At 63.8% G+C, this 20936-nt stretch carries 17 protein-coding genes; 9 read left to right on the forward strand and 8 right to left on the reverse strand.

Features of this window, described 5'->3' with window-relative positions; translation table 11 throughout:
* Positions 1 to 30: 30 nt before the first annotated feature.
* The 4 genes from WIMU1_RS24305 to WIMU1_RS24330 form a co-directional block, all read right to left on the reverse strand.
* Positions 31 to 909: an IS3 family transposase gene (locus WIMU1_RS24305; RefSeq protein ID WP_120803110.1), complete on the reverse strand. Its 879-nt coding sequence runs from the start codon at positions 907 to 909 to the stop codon at positions 31 to 33.
* 11 nt (positions 910 to 920) lie between these two features.
* On the reverse strand, positions 921 to 1226 hold the full coding sequence (locus WIMU1_RS24310; protein WP_062800975.1) for a transposase: 306 nt from the start codon (positions 1224 to 1226) through the stop codon (positions 921 to 923).
* A 2841-nt stretch (positions 1227 to 4067) separates the two neighbouring features.
* The gene (locus WIMU1_RS24320; protein ID WP_023960034.1) at positions 4068 to 4256 is read right to left on the reverse strand and encodes a hypothetical protein; all 189 of its coding nucleotides are present in this window, start codon (positions 4254 to 4256) and stop codon (positions 4068 to 4070) included.
* Positions 4257 to 5861: 1605 nt separating this feature from the next.
* Positions 5862 to 6737 carry an alpha/beta hydrolase gene (locus tag WIMU1_RS24330; protein WP_023960028.1) on the reverse strand — a complete coding sequence of 292 codons (876 nt, stop codon included), beginning with the start codon at positions 6735 to 6737 and terminating at the stop codon, positions 5862 to 5864.
* Positions 6738 to 7179: 442 nt separating this feature from the next.
* On the opposite strand from WIMU1_RS24330, the gene WIMU1_RS24335 reads away from it, so the two are divergent.
* Positions 7180 to 8019 (forward strand): class I SAM-dependent methyltransferase, encoded by an 840-nt coding sequence (locus WIMU1_RS24335; RefSeq protein ID WP_023960026.1) that lies wholly within the window; start codon positions 7180 to 7182, stop codon positions 8017 to 8019.
* Here the strand turns inward: WIMU1_RS24335 and WIMU1_RS24340 are convergent.
* Genes WIMU1_RS24340 through WIMU1_RS24355 form a run of 4 tightly spaced genes read right to left on the reverse strand, consistent with a single transcriptional unit; the run spans position 8009 to position 10739 of the window.
* Positions 8009 to 8989, reverse strand: a complete 981-nt coding sequence (locus WIMU1_RS24340) for a hypothetical protein (RefSeq protein WP_023960024.1) — start codon at positions 8987 to 8989, stop codon at positions 8009 to 8011. The two genes, WIMU1_RS24335 and WIMU1_RS24340, sit on opposite strands and share 11 nt — an antisense overlap.
* A 19-nt stretch (positions 8990 to 9008) precedes the next feature.
* Positions 9009 to 9548: a hypothetical protein gene (locus WIMU1_RS24345; protein ID WP_023960022.1), complete on the reverse strand. Its 540-nt coding sequence runs from the start codon at positions 9546 to 9548 to the stop codon at positions 9009 to 9011.
* Positions 9535 to 9957 (reverse strand): hypothetical protein, encoded by a 423-nt coding sequence (locus WIMU1_RS24350; protein WP_023960020.1) that lies wholly within the window; start codon positions 9955 to 9957, stop codon positions 9535 to 9537. Before WIMU1_RS24350 ends, WIMU1_RS24345 begins: the two co-directional genes overlap by 14 nt.
* Positions 9958 to 9968: 11 nt before the next feature.
* Complete coding sequence (locus tag WIMU1_RS24355) at positions 9969 to 10739, reverse strand: hypothetical protein (protein ID WP_023960018.1); 771 nt, start codon at positions 10737 to 10739, stop codon at positions 9969 to 9971.
* A 775-nt stretch (positions 10740 to 11514) separates the two neighbouring features.
* Here WIMU1_RS24355 and WIMU1_RS24360 point away from each other — a divergent pair.
* From WIMU1_RS24360 to WIMU1_RS26295, 8 genes are all read left to right on the forward strand, one after another.
* Entirely contained in the window at positions 11515 to 12750 is a 1236-nt protein-coding gene (locus tag WIMU1_RS24360; protein WP_023960016.1) for a hypothetical protein, read from the forward strand.
* 271 nt (positions 12751 to 13021) lie between these two features.
* The gene (locus WIMU1_RS26290) at positions 13022 to 13585 is read left to right on the forward strand and encodes a DUF8176 domain-containing protein (RefSeq protein ID WP_023961849.1); all 564 of its coding nucleotides are present in this window, start codon (positions 13022 to 13024) and stop codon (positions 13583 to 13585) included.
* Between the two features lie 155 nt (positions 13586 to 13740).
* Complete coding sequence (locus WIMU1_RS24370) at positions 13741 to 15969, forward strand: cutinase family protein (protein WP_084248546.1); 2229 nt, start codon at positions 13741 to 13743, stop codon at positions 15967 to 15969.
* Between the two features lie 123 nt (positions 15970 to 16092).
* Positions 16093 to 18081 (forward strand): peptidoglycan DD-metalloendopeptidase family protein, encoded by a 1989-nt coding sequence (locus WIMU1_RS26825; RefSeq protein ID WP_062800978.1) that lies wholly within the window; start codon positions 16093 to 16095, stop codon positions 18079 to 18081.
* On the forward strand, positions 18078 to 18725 hold the full coding sequence (locus WIMU1_RS24380) for a hypothetical protein (protein ID WP_062800980.1): 648 nt from the start codon (positions 18078 to 18080) through the stop codon (positions 18723 to 18725). The genes WIMU1_RS26825 and WIMU1_RS24380 overlap by 4 nt, the downstream gene beginning before the upstream one ends.
* Positions 18726 to 18774: 49 nt before the next feature.
* Positions 18775 to 20268, forward strand: coding sequence for a MinD/ParA family ATP-binding protein (locus WIMU1_RS24385; RefSeq protein WP_062800982.1), 1494 nt, complete (start codon positions 18775 to 18777; stop codon positions 20266 to 20268).
* A complete protein-coding gene (locus tag WIMU1_RS24390; RefSeq protein WP_062800984.1) occupies positions 20265 to 20681 on the forward strand; it encodes a hypothetical protein in 417 nt (138 codons plus the stop codon). Before WIMU1_RS24385 ends, WIMU1_RS24390 begins: the two co-directional genes overlap by 4 nt.
* 41 nt (positions 20682 to 20722) lie before the next feature.
* Positions 20723 to 20896: a hypothetical protein gene (locus tag WIMU1_RS26295; RefSeq protein ID WP_023961859.1), complete on the forward strand. Its 174-nt coding sequence runs from the start codon at positions 20723 to 20725 to the stop codon at positions 20894 to 20896.
* Positions 20897 to 20936: the final 40 nt, after the last annotated feature.

Consider the following 20936-nt stretch of genomic DNA (forward strand, 5'->3'; position numbering starts at 1 on the left):
GTGAGGTTCCCCCCGGATAGTGGAGGGTGGTTACGCGGCCTGAAGGGCCGCGGTCAGTGACATCTCGTAGTTAATGGGACTGAGCATCCCAATCGTTGAGTGCCTCCGTCGAGTGTTGTAGTAGTTGAACCAATTGTCAACCGCAGCAACCAATTCAGTCTCATGCACGTAGCTGTTGCGGTAGTAGTGCTCGTGTTTGAACGTCGACCACAGACTCTCGGCGCCGGCGTTGTCCCAGCACACCCCGGTCCGTCCCATCGACCGGAGCAGACCGTACTTCCCGCAAGCCTTCGTCATCAGCGTCGATGTGTATTGAGATCCCCTGTCCGAGTGCATGATGATGCCCTTGGTCCGGCCACCGCGGGTACGAGCAGCCATGTCAACCGCATCGGTCACCAGGTCAGCACGCATATGGTCAGCAACAGCCCAGCCCAACGCCCGCTTCGAATGCTCATCTTTGATCACGCACAGATACATGTCTTCGCCGCCGCAGGTCAGGTACGTGATGTCCGACGTCCACACCGCATCGATGCGACCCTGGTCGAACATCCGGTTGACCAGATCCGGCGGGAACGTCGCGAACGGATCCACGATCGTCGTCGGAGGCGAAAAGCTACGTGGACTGATGCCAGCCAGACCCCGCTCGGCCATGATCTTCGCGACGGTCTTCTCGGTCACGAACTCGCCCCGCGCGCGCAACTCAGCGGTGATCCGCGGCGACCCGTACACGCCGTAAGAGTCTTTGTGGATCGAAGCTATCCGCACCGCCAACTCCTCCCGACGCTGCCGCTGTATCCCCAATTCCGTTGTCACAGTTGACTTCAAGTGCCGATAGTAACCCGATGCCGACACACCCAGCAGGGAGGCCATGCGGCTGATCGCTGTGGTGGCGCACTCCGTGGCCATCAACGCGTACTTCTCTACCGTTGATGGTTCGCCGCGAAGTACGCCGACGCTTTTTTTAGGAACGCGATGTCCTTCTCCTGATCGGCGACCTGCCGGCGCAGCCGCGTCAGCTCGTCGCGCTCAGCAGCGTTCAAAGGCTCCTCACCCTCTCGCTGCGCCGCATCCAGGCGCCGGCGCTCATCAGCGACCCACCGCCCCAGCAGGCCTTCGTTGAGGCCGAGATCGCGTGCGACCTCGGCAATGGATCGACCAGAATCGATCACTCGATGCGCAGCATCGACCTTGTACTCGGTCGTAAACGACCGACGCTTCCGCGACATGTGAACATCCTCCCAGCGGAACCTGTGATCCCGCTAGCTCGGTGTCCACTACCTGGGGGGAACCTCATTGGTCGGAAAGCGGCCGTAGCGGACCCGCTCAGGTGCTGCGATAGGCAGTGCGATGGCGGCGGGGTAGATCTCGGCGGGCCGTGGCCCACGTTTTCGTTGCTTACCTCTACGCTTACGCCAAGCAACTTCTTGATTCCACCAGTCGCGAACCGCTCTCTCCCAGCGATGGCGATGTATACGTCGGGTCATGACGCCCGCGACGTCAAGCAACTGACTACTTAGAGTCCAGTTGGGCCACTCCACGAGAAGGCCCAACCGTTGCATTCGGTCCAGCCAACGAGACACCACCACGCGTCCGTACCCCGTACGCCGAACAACGTCCTCCACGGTGCCCACCCCTAGCCCCCAGGCACGGTGGATTTGTTCAGCCGCACCTCCAAGACCACCATTCCAAACCCAAACGTCCCTTTGAGCGTGCTGGAGACGTTCTGTAAGCCCAGATCCGTAGGGGCGTGATTCCACTTGTGTTGCAGCTGTGGATAGTGGGGGACGATTCAACCTCCACGTTGCTGAACAGGTGCCCTCCGCTTCAGCGGTTCTTGTAATCCAACCTTGGGCCTGGAGACGATGCAGTGCACGACAGGCCGTTGCGGCGTGCACGTTCGCACCTTCTGCTAGGCGTCTAACGTCGATGTTAATCGTAGTGCTATGCGCCGAAATGCAAACGGAGAGAAACGCACACAGCACTCGCTCGGCGCTGGCGCCGCCGGGAGCTGACCATCGAGCAGGCCATCTCAGAAGTGCACTCTCTGCCTCAGCGATGGCGCCGCTGACAGAATCATCCGACACCTCATAGGCTGTTCTAGGCCAGGCTGTTTGTGCCGCTACAGCTAACGCTTTGTGCCACTGCTTGATAGCTCGGCCGGGGTTGCTCTCGTAATCCTCACGCAGTCGAGTCAGTCCTGGCCTTCGAATCTGACCAACGACGTCAGTCCAACACCACCCGCTGGCAGCCATGCCTAACAGAACTCTCCACGCCACGGATGACCGATCGCAGGATGCCGTAAGGGGGTCGTTGAGTAGCTGCGCAGTCCCCCCAGTCAGAGGAGTGCGAACTCGGTCTAATCTCTGGGCGGGACCCGAACCGGTCGTGCTAATTCCGAGCGCCTTGTGCGGCGCGTGCTCCCGAGGCGTGGGCCGCGTCGGGAAGCGAGCGTGCAGCCAATCGACGACTTCCACGGGTGGTGCATCTCGATCCATTGCCAATAGAGCTGCGTCGAGGTCATCGGCCCGGAGAAGCGGTTCTGCACAGCCTCCAGCGCGGTGCGCTGAGCCAGGGATCCGGACGGCGCCGGTTGCCGGGTTGCAAAGGGGAGTGATATCGAGAGTGGGTAGGTGGGACCTAACGGCTCGAGCCAAGGCAGCAACTGATTGAGCATCTGCGCCGTATTGCAATCGAACCCAGACATGGATGCCGCCGGCAGGGCCGGACCGCACAGTGAGGTGCGGAACGCCTAGCTCCTCGAGCACCCTGGCCATGACCGAAGCATCGGCGTCGACTGCATCTCGTCCGTACCGGCCGACGTCGAAGTCGAAGGCTAGGAGCTGAAAGACCCCAGACCTGTCTGCTAAATAGCTAGCGGTCGGAATGTCTGACAGTGAAATTGGCCAGGACGAGGAGCGGTAGGAATGATCTTTGTCGACGTCGAGCCTCACCGTTGCGCGTGGCGACCAACGCCGCCACCACGCCAGAAGTGATAGACACGAGGAAGCGGGCCTATCAAGGGTTCGACTGTGCGACACGCGGGGTGTAGGGATTGCGGGCGCTTTCGGGCGCGAGCTACCCTGAGACCTGTCAGGCAAGACAGTCCCTTCGGGGAATGGCGAGACCCGCGAGACGAGCGCTTACTCGACCTCGTATGCCAGATCAAGAGCCCTCCGGCTGGTACCCGGGGGGTTCTTATCGTTTGGGCCCGCGCTACGGGGCGTTCATGAGTTCGTTAAGTGAGCGGGTAGGACTCCGATCGTTCGGCGCATACAGGCTTGGCGATGGCGGTCGCCAATGTTGCCAGCCGCGAAAACTCGGCCGAATTACAACGATGTAAGTATATCGTCGAGCTTTACGCGCATTTTTAACTCGGCCGATGCTGGCGAGTCGACCGCAAGTCCGGACTACCGCTACGCAAAGATGCAGGTCACACGCAGTGCGCCTGGTGCATTTTTGCGCTAATTATGAGACAATAAGATGTGGAACGGACCCCTGGCACCCGGCGTGTAGCCGAGGCTGTCCCAACCACACGTGGCCTTGAGAACGACTCGGGACGCGCACCGGTTGTCACTGCCTACTGCGCAAGACCTCAGTGCCGCAAAGAATTTCGGCGAACTATGGGGCGCGGGCGGCCGCGGACGTACTGTTCGAGCGAATGCCGGCGAGAGGCCGAAGGCGACGCGCGACGGCTTACTGCGCAGATCGAACACCATCGGACCATGGCCGACATGCTCACACGCGACCTCGCCGCTTTCGATCTTGATACTGCACCAGCCGCTCCCAACCACGCCGTAGCTCCAGGTATCGAAGTCGCGGTGGCGCGAGCCGAAGGAGTCTTGCTCGGGCTTAACGATGGGAGCACATTGGCGACGGAGTTCAACCGACTGTTAGAGGCCGTCCGCAGCGCGGCAATACCGCAGGATCAGCAGCATCGGGCTTCTTGAGGTCCGTCCCCGTTTCGTCCACCTGGTGGTGCGTACCCAGCGAAGCCGTCGACCCTGTCGTTAAGCAGGTACAACGTACGTCCAAGCTAGGGCGCCGCAGCCAAATGATCGGCCTGCCTGTCAGCTAACGCTCGAGCCATGCAGTTCTTCACCTTTCTCCGTGACTGCAGCGAACCGCGACGTCGCCGTAGGGGAGTAGCCACCCGTGATCATCGCAGGCGTCGCATAGCAACACGCCTCGACGGCGAACTTCGTATTCTTCTTGCCGAGCGTCATCCAGAGCAGCAGGTCGGTTGTTGAGGTCACCATGGCGATTCAAGATGCCCGCAAGCAACAAAATCGGCCGTTTCGGGTCGTGGGCGACCCAGTTGCCGTTACCGGGAAGCGTGTGGTCGCGAAGCAACTGATTGAGGTCGCGGTCAGTCCAACCGTATGCCGCTGGTTTCGCCAAGACATGTGACCAGGCCGCAGGGGTATACCGCCGAGCCCACTGCGGCGTACGCGCATTGCTTCGCCATCTTGAAGCGAGCAACAGGCCTCTGGTGTCCGGTTTGCGCCGTGACGGTGGGGTTCTTGTAGTTGCTGGGTCGCGCGTAGCGCGGCGTTGTTGCTCTCCAGCATTGCTGGATGGGGTTAGTAAGTTCTTCGATACGTGAGATGAGCGCCCTAAAGGGCGCCCTTCGGGATGGGGTGCCGCAGTTCTATTACCTGCGCGTTTATCCACAACTTGCGCACCGTGCAGTGCGTACACCGAGGCCCATCCACGACCTCGGTCTCCGACTCGGTACGAGGCGAGTCGCTCATCAAGCGTTCGCTGACGGCCACGCATGACTTCGGTGGCAACGCCAATCAGCCGCATCACTTTGCGGGCGCGCTGGACGGTGCGTTCGGCGCACCCGCTTATTGCAGCAACCCGCGCGACAGTAGGCCGGCAGTTACGGCCGGTGCGATAATCAGCGTGAACGGCATGGGCGGCCGCCACCTTGGTCAATACAGCAAGAGAAATGCCGTTCTTTGGGCCACCGAGGTGCGGAAGCACCCGCGCATAGTGCTGCGCGTACGCAATCGGCAGCGTCCACCTCAGCCAATGTTCGTCGCGATTCCAGCACGGAACACCCGCATGTGCATAGTCGCCGAGATCAAGAGCGATGGGCTGTAGCCCAAAGCACCCAAGTTTTCGAAGACGCACGGGGGCTGTGGTGCTCCGACCACGTCTGGGCCGCACCGGGCTGGACCCGCAGTAACGGCGGACCAGAAGAAAAGAGTCGGATTTTGTATCCGACACGCTATGTGCAGGGATTGCACGCGCCAGAGGGTGCGCGCTACCCTGAGACCTGTCCGACAAGACAGTCCCTTCGGGGAATGGGGCGGTTTCGCAACCGTCCTGACCCAGAGTTGGCGCTCTGAGTTCAAAACCTTGAGAAGCCCTCTGGCCCGCCAGCCAGGGGGTTTCTTAATTTGTTGCGAAAACCCGCCGTGTGAAGTTGTGTGGTGTTCCTATGCCGTTAGGCCGTCAGAGGCAGCTGCCCCTCCTTCACTAGGTCGGGGCCGACCTTGAGATCAGATCGACCAGCGATGTCGCATAATAGGTCCGCTACATACCTGCTGACCTGGCTGTATCCGGCGTGCGCTGCAAGTTCGGGTACGTCCACAGGTTCAGGGACGCGCACCATGTGTTCCTTGCGCTTTCCGAGATTCGGTTGAGCCATTCGGTGACCTTCCTTCCTTGCAGCCCGGCCAGCGGAGCACGTTCATAGTCGCGCAAACCTGTACCAGTAACAGGTAGCGACACGCCTGTAACAGAAACAGATTCCCCGAAGGTTCTCCGTTGGAGAACACTGCACCGACAGATCTTCCGTGCGGCTGGCTGTGAAGGTTCAGCGTGCCGATTGCACGAAGATCGCTACCACAGCCTCAAATCGCCATCACGCGCTCGAGAAAGTCGACCTGTGCCGCCATCCAAGCCGATTCGTGCACTCCGTTCTCTAGCTCGAAATGGCCAACAGGAAGCGTTTTCACCTCGCACGTGGGCGCCGCAGCTACCACCTCGTCAACCAGATAGCCCGGGGTCATGGGATCGTCTTCGCCAACGCAAAGAAGTAGTGGGGGAGCGCCCGCAGCGTACTCAGCCGGCCGATAGCGGACAAGATCAAGTAATACTCCAGCCGAAACCTTGTTGCACCAGGAGGTCCCGTCGAAAAGCCGCGAAACCCTTTCTGGCTCTGCGTTAGTCATAGCAGCGGTGCTTCCTACCGCGCCAACGAGCGGAATGTAATGAGGCTCGAGCCGGAGCGCTCGCCGGATCCGATCTGACACGGCCGCTGCGGCGAAACGCATTGTCCCCGGGAGGCCTGACTTGCTCGCGACTCCGACGAAGGGTAGCTGCGCAACAACGCCGCGCACGGGGTGCCTGCTCGCAGCGGCGATCGCGTGAGCACCGCCTAGCGATGTACCCCATAGCGCCACACGATTGGCGTCCACGCGAGAGTGTCTCGCCACCGCCTTCACGGCCGCGACGACCTCTTCAATTTGGAGAGCTACCTCTGCAACTTGGCGTGGAGAACCGTCGCTGTCGCCGAAGGAACTGTAGTCAAACGCGAACACCGCAAACCCAGCTGCATTGAATCCTCGAACGGCACTCTGAACTACGGGACCGTCGCGGGTGCCGCCCAGCCCCGGGCAGACGACAACTGTCAGCCCGTTCGCCTCGTCGATAGCCGGGGCGGTGAAAACACCCCGGCAGGTCGACCGCTCCGTTGAGAACTCAATGGTCTGTTCTGTTTTACTCACCGACTCACCCCCTGCCGGGAGCGGGTAAGATCCGCCGCTCTGCGGAACCAACCCGCCACACGAAACTGGACATTCCTTACTGCTAGCGAACCGCCACCAATCTCTTTCAGACACTGGTCATCTCGATCGTCGCACTGCGACATGTCATTTGCCACACCGCCCCTTCAGAGTAGGCGCGACACCCATTGGTCTAACTGCACGAGTAGCGGACGGACGCGCGCCGAATGCATCGCCGAATAGAATCGGGCGCACGGCTCGGCAGGCGGCCTTCCACCCATGTGTCGGTAATGAGAGTCGGCCCGAAGGTCTACCTTGTTGTTGGCAGATCGGAAGGCGAAGCTGCAGCACGGGACGAGGCTAACAGTTTCAATGCCTACTGTCATCCGTACAACACCTATAGAGTCATCACAACACAAGTATTGCGCTACACAAAGGGGCCTTTATGACGGACTTTGAGGTAGGAAATATCGCTGCAACTGCAGTTCTGACAGCGAAGATGCGTGCGTTGGAGACTGATCGGCCTGAGCCACTTATTTCAGATCCCTACGCGGCGTGTCTCGTTGAGCACTCGGGTCTGGACATGGCATCGGTGCAGCTGGAGCAGATGACGGGCCAGCGCCTGTTCGAGTCGAATATCGTGCGCACCCATTTTCTGGACACGTCGCTGCAGGCCGCGATTGCCGGCGGGGTGACCCAGGTCGTGATCTTGGGTTCCGGTTTGGACACCCGGGTCGCGCGCCTTGAGCTGCCCTCGCAGTGCGTCGTTTTCGAGATCGATCAAGCGAACGTGATCGCTTACAAGAAGCGGGTGTACGCCGAGGAAGGTGTTGTGGTGCCAGCCGACTGGCGGCCGCGTAGTGGCGACCTGGAAGGGGACTGGATCGGGGAGTTGACCACCGCGGGGTTTGACCCCGAGGTGGCGACTGCTTGGGTGATCGAGGGGGTGCTGTTCTATTTCTCCGATGACGTCGTCGCAAAGCTGATTCAGACGGTTTCGGACTACAGCGCACAGGGCAGCCAGCTACTTGCGGTCCACTTCGGCGCGGGGGCTCTCGTTGAAGCCCAGACGCGCGAGATGGCCGCAGCAGCAACCAATGCCGGCGGGTACGGGTTCAAGTCGATTGTCGCTGAGCCGGTTGGCTGGTTGGACGAATACGGCTGGGATGTTGAGGCTGAAACCTTCGGTAGTGCCGCACAGCGCTTGGGACGCACTATTCCCTACGACATCGAGGAGACTCCCGGCCAAGAGATTGCTTGGCTCATCAAGGCTGTTAAGCGATAGAGCCAGTGGGCTGGTCGTCGGCGGGGCGACCAGCCTTACGGTCGGCCGCGTTGCGGGCATCGGCCAGCTCCACTTGAAGGCTGTAGGCCGACAGAGGGTCCTTGGCTGCTGTCCAACACTGCCACTGGGTGGCCGGCGGGTCGGCCATAGGCAGTGCGAACTCCGGGTACTCCTGTCGTGCCGCGAGCCAGGTCGCTGCCGATTTCCTCAGCACTTTGAAGCGCCGCACCCGGTAGGGGAGTCGGACCGCCGGGTAGATCAGGACGGTCGCCATCGCCGCGAGTGCGATGAGCAGAGCAAGTATCAGCGAGATGGTCTTGACGTGCTCGGTGTACCAGTTGTCTTCGATGTCGAGCTCGGTCATCGCGAGATCGACAATTTTGTTGACCGTGTAGATGCAGGCCAGTGCTGCGGTCGTCGCCCAGCCGCTCAGCGTGAGCGCGAAGGGACCACTTCGCACTACTCGGACAGCCTGAACGGCAAGTGCGGCGTTGAGAGCGCCCGCAAGCCCAACTGATCCGAGGAACACACCCCAATACATCCAGACCGACCAAGTGAACGGGATGTCGGTGGTGATGTAGGAGCTGGGGATATCAGCAATCGGTGAGATCACATACGCGATGAACATCGCGCCAGCGATGGCGGCCTGGGCGATGAACCAGGGCCGGTAGGCCACTGGCCGACCTGTGAGCGCGAGCATCAGGACTACCGCCGGAACGGTCGCGCATGCAGCGAGCGACATTCCAACAAATGTCATGACGTTCGCCAGGCCAGTGACAGTCTTTAAGGCCGGGTTGATGACGTCGTCGGTGATGACCGGGGTGCGAGCGAGTTTTGCCAGCCCCACCAGCAAACACACTTGGGTGTAGGCCCAGTAGGTCGGCGTCGATTGTGCCGAGCCGTTTCGGATTCGCACTACGCCCACTGCCACCAGGAGTAGGCAGATGCCGGCGGTCAATACAGAGATCATCCGGTTCTCCGGTTCACGGTCACGGCCAGCCGAATGTTTGAGCGGCTTTCTCGAGCATCCGCCGCTGGGCTGCGGTCGCGTTCGCGGGAATGATGGTGTCGCGGTACTCATCTGCGCGCGCGATGAGCAGACGAGCGAACCACTCGGCCTGCAGTTCGAACGGGTGCTCATAGTTGGACCGAGCGAGAGAACACGGCAGCGTGAGCACGTTCGCGACGATTCGCGCTGGCATCAACGGAAACAGCGATGCGAGGTAGCTTTCGCGTTCCTCGGCAGAAAGCGTGTGTTGCAGCAGAATGTGGCCGAGTTCATGTCCGATGGCAATCTCCCTGGGCACGCCAGTGAGATCTGGACGGACATACACCTGGTCGCTGTTCGCAGTCGGCACCCACGCCGCGGAGCACTCGTCGACAAGATCAGGTGGCAGATCGTGCAGGGTTATGGGTCGGTCACGCTCAAGGGACAGCGTCGCGATCGCTGCCTCGATAGTCCACGGCCGACGGAACGGTACTTGCGCAACGGCGGCCGCGGCCACCGTCTCCGGATCAGACGCCGTCATCGAGAGAGTTGTCAGGGTTGGCCAGACGCGCGAGTGCACTCCGGGCCTTGTCACTCATGGGCTTCTCGGACGCGCGTAGCGCGATAAGACCGGTGGTGTTGTTCGCAATGAGGAGGAAATTCTCAAGTTGAAGGGCATATGGCGTGTAGACGTCAGGGTTGTCCGAGACCAAGTAGGCAGCTGCCTCGCCATCGAAGCCGAACGAGACAGCCAAGGCAGTGCGTTCTTCCAGGGAGGGGAGTGCCTCTCCGGCAAACCACCGGTCCACTGTGTGGCTGTCGATGTGGCGATGCAGCCTGTCACTGAGGGTGCGGGACAGTTCCGCGCTAGTTTTAGGTTGCTCCCCGACATAGTTAGCCAACTCGCGCAGTCGGCTGATGCGGACCTCGAGCGGCAGAGTCGTAGACATGGAACCCCCTCCTAGTCGTTCTCCTGACGCAGCATAATCGATCGCCGCTTAGCCCTCCACCGCGCCGTAAAGACATCAATGAGGCCTTTTTCATCCTCCGGAAGCATGCCGGCGAGCCACCGTCGGTACAACTGATCGACACGAGCAGGGTCGCCCGCGGGTGCGAGCGGGGAATTCAGATGCGCGCGAAAGGTCAGCTCGATCGCCGGCGCAATCGTCGCACCAGGTCCGCCCACACGCTCGAGTACTTCGGTGGCGTAGATAGCGGTCAAACGCTGAACACACCTCCGCAAAGCCTCATGCGTATCGGGCGAAGGGGAGCCAATCGCTCCATCAGCCGCACGAACAATGTCTCGAACGATCGCCACGGGCATTTCAATCGTGGTGAACGACAGCGCATCTGTTAACTCGAGCGTTTCATTGTCAACGGGAGCACCGGACGAGGATGTGCCGCCGTGAAGCATCTTGGCGGCCGTGCCTTCCGGCCATTGCAGCCCCTTGTCCAGGCGCCGCAGGGTTGTCGGCCTCGGCTCGGTTGTTTGAGCATCGGGGTTTTCGATCCGCGCCATCGTAGTGTCGGCCGGACCGCCATTTCCGTGCACCTCTGCGCGCGTGAGGGCGAGCGCGCGACGCCGTTCTAGTACGGCCTTCGCAAGGCGCTGCAAGCGTTCTAAATCACCCGGCATGATCGAAACCGTATCCCAGCTAAAGGCCGCCTCGAAGCCAAGATCTGACGTGTTTGGGGCCGCTTTGGGTTCCGAATCGTCTATTAGAGGGAACATCGCCGTTTTGCTCCTAGTTTTGCAGTCCTTGCAACCACCATATGATTGGCTTACAGTGCCTTTATAACGTACGAGTGGTACTCAAAGAGTGGACCGTGTGCGCTATGCTACTGCCAGCAACTGCGAACGGGGAGGTACGACGTTGCTACCGACTACGGACTTCACTGCGTGCCCGGGGGGCCCGGTCTCGCGCTCCGGCTTACGCCCGTCAAGTACCGCATCAACGCCCAGACGCCACTCGGCGTACTAGTGGCGTCCGTCGCGGGAGATAGTCCTGCCATAAATCGCTGGTCGCGAGCCGACCGCCGGGTACCGCAATTCGAAAGACGGAGCCACGGATGAACATTCGCCGCGGGCGGCCACCTGACAGACCGGGGGGCCCTGGGAGAGGCCAAGATTTGCCGTCCAACCTCTCCCAGGGCGAAAAGGCCCTAACGAGTGCTCAAGATTTGCCGTCCAAGCACTCACAAGGCCCCCACTGTCCAGCCGCTGATTTTGTGCCCACAGAGCCGAACGTCCCCAGCTTAGGCGTTATATCCAAGCCTGCCTCGAGGATTGGCTGCCCGGCGCAACCTGTGGGCTTCATCTGTCTTCCCCATCGCGAGGAAGCTGCTGCCCCGACCTGTCCCCTCGGTCACACGGTTGAACGACTCCACATCCCTTGATGCATCGCTAATACCGCGATGCCTCGCGGAGATCTACAAAGCCCCTCAGTTTGTTCACGTCGAAAGGAAATGCCTTGCCATATAACGCCGTTCATACTCCTCGTCACGCCTTGCCAGCGCGTGGCAACAGCTTCACCCGCTCGTTGGAGGCCACGTCGTTGGCGTCGCGGCGGGTGATCGCGGCCGCGATCGCGACGGCTGCTGTGGTCAGTTGCGGTACCGCCGCTGCCGGGGGAGCGTTCGCCGAGCCCGGCGGCCAGGGCGGGGTGACTGTGCCTCCGTCTGGAGGCCCCGGCCAGGGCGGTGTTACCGCCGCACCGCCGGCACCGGCCGAACCGGTCGCCCCCGTGTTTGATGACGGCCCCGGCTCCATCCCTGACCCGGTATTTAGTGCTCCGCCGGTGTACGAGGGAACTCCTGAGGACTCGTCGTACGATCCGTCCTACTACCAAGCGCCGCCGTCGTATTCGACGATCTACAGCCCGGTCCCGCAAGGACCGATCCACGCACCCGTGGCCACCAAGCCGGTCCGGCCGATTCTGCCGAAGCCAGGCAACGTCCGGGTCGGCAACATCACCGCCCCGCAAGGTGTGCTCTCCGATGCCGACACCCGCTCGATCAATCGGTGGTCTGCCTACGGTGAATCGGAGTTCGCTCGCGCGTTAATCTCGGTGGGGGTGCCTGCTGATGTGGCCTCGCGGCAGGCCGCAGCGATGGCCGTGGGTGCGGGTACCGGAATGCTGATCGCGACTGTTCTGTTCGTCCCGCCGGCGACGCTGATCGGCGCACTGGCCGGGCTGGGTATCGGTGCCGCTGTCGCACCGTTCACTCCACTTCCCCCGGTAGCACCGCTGGTCGGAGCCGGCGGCGGTGCTGCTGCTGGCGCGGCCACCGGCCTCGCATTGGCGCTGACGATCGGTGGTGTGACCGGCGGAACCCTGGGGTGGCTGTTCGGTGCTGGCGATCCAGGAGCGAACGGAGATACACCGACCGCGCCGGGCACCCCGGAAAGCGAGTTGAGCAAGCCGGAGCCGCCGAATCCGGATGCCAACCAGTACGAGCTCAACGCACAGGGCCTGCCGGGCAACGGCACTGTCAACTATGTCGTCAACTCTCGCGGTGATGTCAGCGGCAACGTGAATGTCGGCCCGGTGAACGTGCCATTGGAGTGGTCAGCTGAGCAGGCCGACGCTCCGTATGAGGCGGCTGGGTTCTTGGCGCAGACCGCCCGCGACACCGTCGCTGATGTGACCGCGCAGGTCAGTACGCAGATCGAGAAGGTCATTCCCGGTGTGCGCGTGGAGTTCCCGCAGCTGATTCCGGCTGCTACTCCTGCTGTGAGCTGAGCCCGGTTCAGTAATGGCTGCGACGCGATACTCCGCGAGTCGCCGCCCCTCGGTGGGGCAGCGACCCCGATCTGCGGGCATGCCGACGGCACCGGCACCTCAGCCACGGCAGATGCGTGGCGGTCGCCGGGGCTGGCAACGCCCCGGTGCCCGCCCGGCCGCGGCCACGCCAATGCCCACAGGGACCCGGGTTCCGGCTGCTCCGGCGGCACCAGCTGCTCGGCGGCGACCACGCCCGACGGGTTCGCGACGTCGTCGGGGATCGGTCATCGTGGCCGCGGCGATCGTGGTGCTGGTGATCGTGGTGGCCGGCGGTGTGATGGTGCTGACGTCGTCGTTGTCGGTTTTGCGGTCGGACCCACCGAATGTGGACCTGCCGGCCGCCGATCAGGCGAACTGGACCACGATTCCGTCGCCGTCTCCTGCGCCGCCGCCGTCGGTCACCAATCCCGCCTGCCCCACCACCACGGTGGGCAAGGTGTCGTGGGGCCGAGATGCCGGCGGCACGAGCAACGGTGTCGACGCCATCAAGGCGTTCGACTACGGCTACTACGTGCAGCGCTCGGGCGAGGCGGCCCGCGCGGTCGTGGCACCGGATGCGGCCCTGGTTGCTGATGCGCCCACGATCCAACGGGCCGTGGACGCTCTGCCGGCCGGGACGACCCATTGCTTGGAGATCACCGACACCGGCCGCGGTGTGTACGAGGTCAGATTGGCTGAGTTCCTGCCCAATTCGGCTGCACCGAGCCTGACGTTTCAGGTGATCGAGACCGGTGTTCGTGAGGGTCGCACGGTCATCACCGGGATTCCAACAAACGTGTCGATAGGGGAGTGACCAGTGGTCACGCACACAGTCCTACTGCGAGTAGGGCGGCCTGGGAGCGGTTCAGATTGGCGTCGAGTGACGCTCCCAGGCCGCGGGTTGCCGATGTTCATCCACACGAAGCGGACGCCGATCGGCGTCCCTCAGTCTAGGCGGTAGGGACATACATGAGTCGAGCGAAGATGCGGCCACTAGTGGCTGGATTGGCGACCCTGTCGGTGACGCTGACCGTGGTGGCCACCGTGCCCGCCACCGCCAGCGCCGCCCAGCCGTCGAGCTGCACCCCGTATATGGCGTACCTGGTGCCCGGAACGTGGGAAACCACCGCCACCGCTGACCCCTCCAAACCGGCCGGGCTGCTCGGCAAGGTCGGCGCCGAACTCGAAGAGTCCTACGGTTCGCAGATCACCGTGATCTACCCGAACTATTCGGCGTCAGCGTTCGACAAAGGACAGACCTACGCCAGCTCGGAAGCCGATGGCGTGCAACGTCTTCGCGGCCTGCTCGAACAGTGCCCCGAATCGCAAAACGTGCTCGGCGGCTACTCCCAAGGCGCTGACGTGGCCGGCGATGTGGCCTGGCAGATCGGCAACGGACAAGGCCCCGTCGATCCGGACAAGATCGACGCGGTCGGCCTGGTCGCCGACCCCAAACAGGGCAACGCCCCGGTCGCCGGACCCGCCCCGACCGGTAAAGGCATCGCCGGCACCCGTCCCGGTGGTTTCGGCACACTCGCCGACAAGGTCCGCCAGGTCTGCGCACCCGGTGACCTCTATTGCTCGACGAACTCCTCCGAGCACTCCTTCATAGCCGGTCTAGGGCAGATGCTCGGATCATCGGGCAACGGTGAAACCGCACCCACCACAACCACAGTCGCCGACACCACGACCAGCACCACACCGACTACGGGTAGTGCGGTGACATCGCCGGCCGATGCTCAAGCGTTGACCAGTGACTACTCGCGCACCGATGTGCCAGGCACCGTCGGGGCGGCGACCGCGCTCAACGATCAGATCGCCGAGCTCCAGGGCCAGCCCGCGCCGGCCTCGGGCGGTCAGGCCAGCCAGATCGCCTCGCTGGCGTCGTTGGCCGGACAGCTCCTGGAAACCTTCACCGCGGTGGCCGATACCCAGCAGTGGGTGCAGACCACCCCCGGCGCAGACAAGTACCTGAGCAACGCCAAGCCTGGCACTCCTGCCGCGCAGGCGAACTCGCTGCTCTCGACGTTCAACGCGATGGACGTTCCGGCGATCCTGTCGACCACCAGCTCCATTGCGTCGTCGCTGTCCCAAGCGCTCGGGTCAAGTCCCACCGTCCCCCTCGCCGGCACCACCACCACGTCGTCGACCACACCCACCACCGCGTCGAGCGGTGCGGGGTCGACGACCACTCCATCCGCTGCATCGCCGACGTCCGAGAGGGGTGAGGCCGGCGGTGCGGCGGCTGTTCCGACCGGTGAGGCTGTTTCGGTCTCGCCGACGGTCCCCACAGGGGCAGGGGAGGGGAGTGCACCGGCCTGGCAGGGCACCGATGCACTCCCCACACCCCAAACCGGTGGCGCCGCTCCGGATTACGCCGCTCTCGGTGCCTCCACGGCCCAGCTGGTGGCCCAGGTTGCACCGTTGAACTCTGCCGATAAGACAGCGTTGACGTCGGCGGCCACCGTGCTCGGTGGCCTCAAACCGGAGGTACTGATCGGGCAAGGGCTCAACGTGGTCACCGCGGTGACCAGCACCGACTACCGGGGCATCGTGGCGGGCTTGCAACGGCTGCCGCAACAGATCTTTACCGGCGACATCCCCGGCGCGCACAAGACTGCCGGGGATCTCAACAACATGTTGTCGCCGTGGGTGACGATGGCCGCCCAGATCGATTTCAAGACCGCCGCCAAACTCGTGGCGTTGATTCCCGATCCGTCCGGGACCACCCAAATCGCGTCGGTGGTCCTGGGATTGCTGGGCAACCTCGACATCGTCCGCCTGGCTCGCAACGTCGGCCAGCTCCAAGAAGTGGCCTGGCAGGTCCTCGAATCGCACAACCTGATGGCGCTGACCCAGCTCCTGCCGATCGGTTTGGATCTGGCGTCGGTGGCCTTGGGTGTGCTCGAACCAGGCGCGAAAATGTCGCCGGAACTGCTCGGTGCGGGCGCCACCCCCGAGCAGCAAGCACTGGCCACCCACAGCCAGGGCCAGGACATGGCCGGCATGTTCGGGTCGCTGACCCAGCTGGTCTCTTCCCAAGGCGCACAGGACCTTTCCAAGCTCGTCGGCGAGGGCCTCACCGCTGCCACGTTCTACGCCTCCAATGCGCACGGGCAATACGACAAGCTGATCATCGACGGCAAAACCGCCCTGGACTGGCTCTATGACTTCTTCCGTGAAGCACTCGGCGGGTGATGTGCAGCTGATCTGACACCCGCCGTGCGCGCTACGGGCGCGCACCACTTTTCCTCTTTTTGCTTGTCCTGGCCGGGCGCGTGAAAAGCGAAGTAATGCAACCAAAGTGAGGAGGTAGACCCGATGGCACAACAAGCTGGCACCGCCAAGAAACTGTCGTTGGCTGGTGTCGTCGGGCTGCTTCTGGCGGCGATCATGTTCGTCGGGTTCGGATCGGACAATCCCGAACCACCCACCGATTGCTTACCTCAGGTCGCCGCCCAAGGCCCGACCGTGCAGGGCCCGGGCACCAAGGTGCTTCCCATGAAAAAGGACACCTACCAGTTCAGTTCCCCGTTCGGGCCGCGGTGGGGAACGATGCATCAGGGCGTGGATTTCGCTGCGCCGCTGGGCACCCCGATCTATGCGGCGATGAGCGGAACGGTCGCCGAAGCCGGGCCCGCCGGCGGATTCGGCTACTGGATCATCATCGACTTCGACGCCGACGGCAAAAAGTACTCGAACGTGTACGGCCACATGCCTGGCAGCTCGTTCAAGGTCAAAAAGGGCGACCAGGTCTCCTCCGGCCAGCAGATCGCCTCGGTCGGTTCTGAAGGCGGCTCCACCGGACCCCACCTGCACTTTGAGGTGTGGGACGGCGGCCGTCTACCGGAGGGGGCCGGCACTGCTGTTGACCCGATGCCGTGGCTTTCGGGTGCTGGCGAGCCGGGAGCCCCGGCCAGTGACCCGTCGGCAGATCCGGGCGCACCCCGCGGACCGCCACCGGCCGAGCATGTCTCCGATCCGGCCGTGGTGTCGGTCGCCGACTGGGAGAAAGTCGCCAAGCTCGAGTCCGGCGGCGATTGGGCCATCGACACCGGTAACGGCTACTTCGGTGGGCTGCAGTTCAACCCGCAAACCTGGACCGGTAACGGCGGGGGCGAGTTCGCCCCCACGGCGAATGCTGCCACTGCCGGTGAGCAGATGGAGGTCGCCAACCGGGTCCTCAAAACTCAAGGGTGGGGTGCCTGGCCGGTCACCAGCAAAGAAGCTGGTGTCACCGACAAAAAGCCCGCACCCGACGGCGCGTTCGTCGACGCGGCCGCGTCCACACCCGAATCGGCCACCGTCGAGCTGGCCGCAGCACGCGGACCCGCTCCCGGTGCCGGCTGCGCCCCCGCCGGCGGCCTGGGCGAAGGACTCAAACCAGGATCGGTTCCGGCCGAGTTCGAGCCGTGGATCATCAAGGCCGCCACCACCTGCCCCGAAGTCACCGCCCCCCTGATCGCCGCCCAGATCGAGAACGAGTCGAACTTCGACGTCGAAGCCCACAACGCCACCTCTCGCGCGGACGGACCGACCCAGTTCATTCCGAGCACGTGGGAAGCCAAAGCGGTCGACGGCGACGGCGACGGCCGCCGCGAAACCCGCAACGTCGCTGATGCGGTGATGTCGCAGGCCGCCTACGACTGCGAGCTGGCTCAGATCGCGAAAGCCGATCTGCAACAAGGAAAACTCAAAGGCGACCTGACCGAGCTGTGGTTGTCAATGTACAACTGCGGGCCCGGCGCCACCCAAGCCCAAGGCGGGGTCTGCGACAACCAAGAGACCCGCAACTACGTCCGCAACATCCCCGCGAACGCCGCCGCCAAGTTCACCGCCCCGGGCCCCGGCAGCGCTGACCTTCCCCGCGGTGGCCCGTTCGGGCAGCGTGCGGTCGCTGCAGCGATGAAGTGGCGCGGCACCACCTACGCCTGGGGCGGTGGCACTGCACACGGGCCCAGCGGCGGGATCTCCGACGGCGGCGGTGCCGCCGACGCGGCCGGCGACTTCGGAAAGATCGGGTTCGACTGCTCGGGACTGATGATCTACGCGATCGCCCAAGCCTCCGATCAAAAGATCATCCTGGACCACTACACCGTCAACCAGCTCAACGATCCACGCGGAAAACCCGTCCCCATCAACGCCTTACAGCCCGGCGATGTGGTTTTCCCCGGCGGCGGCAACCCCCAGCACGTGGCCATGTACATCGGCAACGGCCAGATGGTCGAAGCCCCCCAATCAGGAGACGTCGTCAAGGTCTCCCCGTTGTCGAACCTCGGCGACGGCATCGACGCACGGAGGTTCGGATGACCACCACCCACACACCCACCCGCCGATCAGCTGCTGGCCGACTGACGGTCACAGCGGCGGCGATCGCCATCACCGCCGCACTCACGGCCGGGTGCTCCGGTGAGGACGGCGAACCCACCGCGGCATCGACGACCCCGCGCACCCCGGCCCAAGCCCAGCAGTGGGATCCGAACGACCCCCCGCGCACCATCGAGCCCACCGCGGCCACACCCAGCTCGGCCCTGCCCGACGCAGCGGCCGAGCTCGACCGGTCCAACCCCGGTGCGGTCTCACAAGCGGCGGTGCAGATCTGGTTTTCCTGGGACACCGCCACCGACCGCGGCCCCAACGACGCCACCGCCCGCGCCGCCCCGTTGCTGACCCAAAAGTTCGCGGACAGCTTGTTCGCCACCGGCTCCAACAGTCCTGGCGGGCAATGGCTGACCTGGGCCAAACAAGATGCCGTGGTCACACCCACGATCCGGTTGATGCCCGACCAAGGGGCACCGCAAACGCCCGACCGCAAGTACTACGTCTACGAGGTCACCCAGACCGCGCGCACCCCCGACGGTGAGCAAGTCGGTGCACCGGTGACCACCTCGGCCTGGGTGATCTGCGTGCGCAACGGACCGATCTGGGAGGTGAGTCAACTCGCCCAACGATGACCACCACCGACCTGTCCCTGCCCCGGACCCAACCTCGAAGGAGGACCGTATGAGCTTTTCCAGCAACGCCTATCCGCAATCGAGCGTCGGCAGCCCGTACGACGCCGAAACACCCGTGAACCTGCGCGCACAAACACTGCGCCGCCGCCCACCCGAACCAGAACCCATCGACGACACCGCCGACGACGACAGTGACTCCACCGATACGGTGGCGTCCGAACCCGTCGAGGGTCCGCGCACCACCCGCGAGGCCGCCGAAGCCACCCGCGCAGCGATCTTCGCCGCCGCGACCACCGACCCGACCGACGCCGCGAAAACCGAAGTGGTGCGGCCCGCGCCGGTCGGACCAGGCGAAGCCCCCACCGTCGAGTTCGGTCCGCCGGTCCGCGCGATCGCGCCGCCTGTTGTCGACGAGGACTATCGCCACCAGGTGCTGCGCGGCGAGCTGCTCGCGGCGAACCCGGGTATCGAGACCGACCCGGCCGAGTGGGGCCGGTGGGGCCGGATCAATCAGACCCTCGGGATGAAGCTGCGCGCTGAACCCGCCGAGATCGACTACCGCTACGACGTCGAGCTGATTTCCCGGGCGGTCTTGCCGCCGTGGTTCGTGGTGATGATCGCCAACCCCAAAGGCGGACAGGGAAAAACACCGACCACTCTGATGCTCTCTTACATTTTCGGGCTGTTCCGCGGTGCGGGCGTGGTGGCATGGGACAACACCGAATCCAAAGGCACCCTGGCCGACCGCGCCGAAGCCACCACACCCGGCGAGCAGCTGCACGTGTGGGATCTCCTCGAGCACGCCAGCGAGCTCGCCGGGCCGAACGCGCAGGCCGGGGCGCTGGGGGCGTACCTGCGCCGCCAGCCCAGCACCATGGTGGACGTCCTGGCCTCGGATAGTTCGTCCAAACGCGCCAAAGCCATCGGCAACGCCGAATGCGATGCGGTGGCCGCCGTGCTGCGCCGACACCGCCACGGCGTGTTCGTCGACACCGCCGGAGAGGACCTGTCGGAGAACTGGCAGTGGACTGCCCACAATGCCCACCAGCTGGTGATCCCGATGACCTACCGCCGCGACGCCGCGCGCGCGGTGCTGGAAATGCTCGACGGGCTGCGCAGTCGGCACGGCCGCCCGGGCCTGGTCACCGACGCGGTCGTTGCGATCGCTGCCACCCCCGGTAGCGCTGACCCGGTCGACCGGGACGCCATCATCAGCGACCTCAATGATCTGGGGATCACCCGGATCATCGACGTTCCCTACGAGCCGCTGTTCGAGGGCTCCGGTACCCGCATCGCCGAAGCCCAGCTCGCCGCGCCCACCCACATCGCCTACACGCGGGTGGCAGCGGAGATCGCCGACCAGCTTTCCCAGCTGCGCAGCAGCGCACCCATCGAGTACACCGCCGGTGCGGTACCCACCTCGATCACCCGACCCGCTGTGTACATCGGCCCACCAGCACCAGGCGGGCCACCACCCAACACCGGTCCCTACAACCCCCACCCAGCAATGAACACCTATCCACCACAAGGAGGTAACTCATGACCACCAGCACTAGCACCGGCGGTAGCAGGTTGCAGCGCAACAGTATTCGCGCCGCATCCATCCTCGGCATCGTCACCTTGGCCTGGCTGACCAGCGCCGGTGTCGCCGGCGCCGACACTGTCGTCGCGATTGACAGCCCACTCGACGGCATCACCCCCGACTTTTCTCTCTGGGGTACCGGTGTCGGGGACACCTGGCGTCGGCTGATGGCTGCGTTCTGGGCTGCCTGCCTGGCCGCCTGCACCATCTGGGTCATCGCCGCCTCGGTGAAGATGGCCATGGCCAACCGGCGCGGTATGGCCGGACAGCAAGTCGAGGCCAAAGCCTCCTTCATGGACGCCCTCACCGGGCTCGGCGCCTGCGCCGGGGCCTCGATCCTCATCGGCGGCGTCCTGTTCGCCGTCTCGGGCTAACCCAAAACCCACCAATCCCACTCACAGAAAAGGACATTGACATGACATCTTCTCCCAGCCCCCGCGCTCGCCGCCCCATCAACCCCGGCGCGGCCCCCGTCCCCCCACGAGCTGGCGGCGACCGCCACAAGCTGCGCCGCGTTCGGTTCGTCGTGTTCTTCGGCGTAGCACTCGTGATCACGCTGCTCATCATCCTGCTCACCGTCATCCTCTAAAGCGCCCAACGTCCTAACAAGCAAGGAGCACAGCATGATT

The sequence above is a fragment of the Williamsia muralis NBRC 105860 genome (assembly GCF_001598915.1).
Lineage (GTDB): Bacteria > Actinomycetota > Actinomycetes > Mycobacteriales > Mycobacteriaceae > Williamsia > Williamsia muralis.